4 protein-coding genes are annotated in these 4,436 nt (G+C 56.0%); 2 read left to right on the top strand and 2 right to left on the bottom strand.

All coding sequences use genetic code 11. The features are described 5' to 3' along the window. Positions 1-136: 136 nt before the first annotated feature. Entirely contained in the window at positions 137-841 is a 705-nt protein-coding gene (locus VAE55_RS07320; protein WP_322815139.1) for a PIG-L deacetylase family protein, read from the top strand. A 329-nt stretch (positions 842-1,170) separates the two neighbouring features. Then, a complete protein-coding gene (locus tag VAE55_RS07315; RefSeq protein WP_322815138.1) occupies positions 1,171-2,616 on the top strand; it encodes an aspartate aminotransferase family protein in 1,446 nt (481 codons plus the stop codon). 49 nt (positions 2,617-2,665) lie between these two features. Here VAE55_RS07315 and VAE55_RS07310 read toward each other — a convergent pair whose 3' ends face one another. Beyond that, a complete protein-coding gene (locus VAE55_RS07310; protein WP_322815137.1) occupies positions 2,666-3,112 on the bottom strand; it encodes a thioredoxin family protein in 447 nt (148 codons plus the stop codon). Positions 3,113-3,132: 20 nt separating this feature from the next. After that, a complete protein-coding gene (locus tag VAE55_RS07305) occupies positions 3,133-3,579 on the bottom strand; it encodes a DUF4395 domain-containing protein (protein WP_322815136.1) in 447 nt (148 codons plus the stop codon). Between the last annotated feature and the right edge of the window lie 857 nt (positions 3,580-4,436).

Genomic DNA, 4,436 nt, shown 5'->3' with positions numbered 1-4,436 from the left:
CGTGTTCCACCCCTCCCCCCGTCGCGCTCAACGCCCCGCACCGCTGTGGTGACGTAAGGTAGCAACTTGGATTATCATATTTTCGCCCCCTAGACAAACCCCCACGTCTTCGTGTAGACTAGAAGCAGGAGGCTGTATGCACGTCCAACAAGAACCAATTCTGGTTATCGCTGCACATGCTGATGATATTGAGTTTGCTGCTGCCGGTACTATCGCTAATTGGACAGCAGCCGGGCATCCTGTTACGTATTGCATCGTAACTGATGGTTCGGCTGGCTCAAATGAACCAGGTGCCAATCTGGCAACCCTGGTCGCTCGCCGTCAAGAAGAGCAGCGTGCTGCCGCAGCAGTCCTTGGTGTGCACGATGTCCGTTTCCTTGGCTACCGCGACGGTATCTTGCAGCCAACCCTCGATCTGAGGCGAGAGCTAACTCGCCTGATCCGTGAAGTACGACCATTCCGGGTTCTCTGCCAGGACCCAACGCTCGTCTTTGCCGGCAATACCTACATTAATCATCCCGATCATCGTGCAGCCGGTGAAGTGGCACTCTACGCCGTTTTCCCCAGCGCTGAAACGCGCCCCATCTTCCCGGAACTCCTTGCCGAAGGCTACGAACCGCACAAAGTGCGTGAACTCTATCTGATGTTTCCCAGTGCCCCTGATCTCTACCTCGATATAAGTGATCGGATTGAGCAGAAGATTGAGAGTCTGCTCTGCCACCGCTCGCAGCTTGGCCCTGAGGTGGCTGATTGGGTGCGTACATGGGACGCAGAGAACGGCACGAAGATCGGCGTTGCCTACGCCGAGACGTTCCGGGTCATTCGCCTGGTCGATAATTAACCCGCGACACCAACCCTCTGGAACGGGCAGCGTTTATGCTGTTCCCGGACGGTTTGGTGTACGCGTCGGTTTTTGGTTATTAGTGTCGGGATAACCGGCTAGAAAGGAACGACATTGGCAGATTGATATGCGTGAGCTGCGCATGTGTCAGGGCCGTGCGCATCTCGGTTACACCGGATACTTCATCCGGAGTGTTGCCCTGCTCTTCGTGTCCGCGCCAGGGTCGGGGCATGGGCCTACGATGTGGTCTCTCTCTTACCTGCTGCGGGGTTGCAGTCGCGCATTTGGCGCGTTAGAGGCCACGGTTGCGGACGTAGTCAGGAGTCTATATGAGTACTATTACGAACAATCGACGTCAGGCCCTCAGTGATAATGTTTGGTTACATTTCTTCCAAATGGGCCACTTCTCCAGTACCGACGCGCGGCCCACAATACTGGTACGAGGTGAAGGGTCGCGCGTATGGGATCAAGACGGTAACGAGTACATCGATGGTCTGTCCGGTCTGTTTACAGTCAATGTCGGTTATGGTCGCCGTGAAATCATCGAGGCGATCAGTGCGCAACTGAGCGAGATTGCTTACGTCAGTCCCTTCAGCTTCCCCAGTCTACCTTTAATTGACGTGTCGGCGCGCCTGGCTTCAATCAGTCCCACCGGCCCCCGCTCACGAGTATTTCTGACCACCGGGGGGTCAGATGCAGTGGAGACTGCGTTAAAGCTGGCCAAAGCGTACCAGCGGCGTCGCGGGTTTGCCGACCGCACCAAGATTATTGCTCGTCGCGTGAGCTATCACGGTACCTCGATGGGTGCGCTGTCGGTTAACGGTGTCACCTCCATCCGTAACGGTTTTGGCCCGCTGGTCCCGGGAGCACGCCATGCGCCTCTCCCCTATCGTTTTCGCTGCGACTATTGCGCCACTCACAGTGGCTGCCGTGGTGTCTGTGTCGATGAAGTCGAGCGTCTGATCGAGTTTGAAGGCCCCGAAACAATTGCCGCCATTATTATGGAACCGGTGCAAAATAGTGGCGGTGCAATTGTCTCACCACCTGGCTATCTACAACGCATCCGTCAGATCTGCGATCACTACGGGATCGTCATGATTGTTGATGAAGTGATCTGCGGTTTTGGTCGGGTTGGCGATTGGTTTGGTTCAACAGCGATGGGGGTCAGGCCCGACATCATCACCTGCGCCAAAGGCATCACCAGCGGTTACGCTCCGCTCGGTGCGGCCATTGTCTGTGACACGCTCGCCGATGTCTTCGTTTCCGATAATGAAGCAGATAAGTTTATGCACGGTATCACCTTTGGTGGGCACGCTGCCAGTTGTGCGGCAGCACTCGCCAACCTGGACATTATCGAACGGGAACATCTGCTGGAGCGGTCGCGCGAAATGGGGGCTTACCTGATGCAGGAGCTAACTGCTGCCGTTGGCAATCACCCCAACGTGGGCGAGGTGCGTGGGATGGGTATGTTTATGGCTGTCGAGCTGGTACGTGACCAGGTTACCCGCGAGTCGCTGGCCGAGGAGCGGCTGATGATCTGGCTGAGTGATCAATTGAAGCAGCGTGGTCTGATCTGCCGGGCCGATGATCGGCTCGAACCGGTGATCCAACTGGCGCCGCCGTTGATCCTCACCCGCGAAGAAGCTGATCGCTGCGTCAGCATCGTCGCCGAATCCGTCCATGCCCTTGGTCGTCGACTGGGAAGCGTCCCAACCGTCATCTCGCTCAACGTCACAACACCGGTAGAACCACCGACGGCGGTGGCAGCTGATTAAAATAGAATAAGAAAGGTGCGATGCCTCGTCGCATGCATCGCACCTTCTTTCATCCGGCAACCGCTGTCTGCCGGATGCCAACCTCTCGCGTTAATAGTCCGACCTGCTGCAACAATACCGGCGTATCCACAAACCCCAAATTGATGTGGCGTACCACACCACGGGCATCAAGCACCACAGTCGCCGGCGCAGTGAGAATACCCAGTTGCGTCACGAGCTGGGGATAGTCCGCAGCCTGCAAGGTACAGATAGTGACCTGATCATTTACAGCACCAGCCAGCCTCGCCAGCGCCGGCGATTGTCGGAAATGACACTCGCGACAACCGGGTGTGGTGAAAGCAACCACTGCCGGCTTTCCTACGGGTACCAGTCCGGTGAAAGGGGTCTTCTGAGCGAGGGATCGTACCGTGCGTGCCTGCCAGTAACGTATCCCTCCCCATACCAGCAGTACCGCGAGCGTCACACCCCCAATGATCAACAGCCGTTCAACCAGCACTCAAATACCTCACCGGTCATCTACTTCAGAACACCCAATCGCCGCAACTGAAAGAAGATAAAGCATCCGGCGCAGAAACCGAAGATCAGATTCACCGCCGCCAGCACAACGACCAGTAGCGCCAGGCTCCAGCCGATAACCTCTGCCCCTAACCACAGGCTCAACGTAGCCAGCAGCAGCACACCAGCCCCAACACCTTGCGCAAAGCGGTGAGGTGCTGCATCTTCCTCGTGCAGGTCAGGACGTAACCAGCCCAGGGGGCGCAGGATGTCGCGGTATAGACGCTGGAACAGTGCCAGCGCAGGATGGATCACACCAAGAGCAAGGACAACCGCAACGAACGCAATCAACCAGTGTTGATTGGTAACGAAGGCCGTCAGCACAAGCACGATGAGCGCCGCCTGGTTAAAACGCAGGGCAGTGCGGTCGAAGAGAGCAGGTGATGAAGAAAATGCTTTCGTAGACATTGTTGACTTCCTTGCGCAAATTTTTTAAGATACCTGTCATTAATCTTATATAAAACGATAGATTTTGTCAAGATTATTGATGGCAGAACATATCTCTGATTGAGTCAGGAATAGAACCTATTTCAAAAAACGTCTACCAGAAGGCTCTCATTCCTGACCGACTCGATGATCGTAACGAGCACATCCAGCATCCCCGCGACCAAGAGAGTCAACGGCGTGCCACGCGCCGGATCGTGAGCACGGCTGTTGCGGCAGCCATGCTGCCGCACTCCAAATCCTGCGATACGTGCATAACGAGCGGGAAAGGCAACCCATCCAGCGCGTGATGGCGTGACTAGAGCTGCGATCTGCCAATGGGCCAGGAGCCGGGTAGGCTGTCGTTGGTGCTTGGCAAGCGTGCATGCGCTTGTGCGACAGTCTGGGAGCACGAGAGCATAGCTTTTATGAAATGAGTTCTGAAGAGGTCGGCTTCCAGACCAACCCCTATTGCGTTGCCCAGCACGGTGACGGTATGCACGTTGCATCTTGGAAAGACGATACGACCACATGTAGCGACCACCAGGTAGTCTTGAACAGTATGGGCAAGAACGGACTACCCGGTCATGACAGGAATCGCACAGGAACGACTGAGGGGTTGCCTGCACCATCCTGCACGGTGGATGCGGACGCTTGTGTACGCACGGATATGTGTACTTTAAGGGGAGAGCACCTGTGATCGGCTTTGAAAAAATCGGCCCTCAATATATAATAAAGCGACAGAACCTACGAGTTCTGTCGCTTCTCTGGTAGCGGCGGCAGGATTCGAACCTGCGACCTTCGGGTTATGAGCCCGACGAGCTGCCACTGCTCCACGCCGC

The organism is Chloroflexus sp., from assembly GCF_034432675.1.
Taxonomy (GTDB): Bacteria; Chloroflexota; Chloroflexia; order Chloroflexales; family Chloroflexaceae; genus Chloroflexus.
Note: the sequence above shows the minus strand (reverse complement) of the source record. Positions and strands in the feature narration are given on the sequence as shown.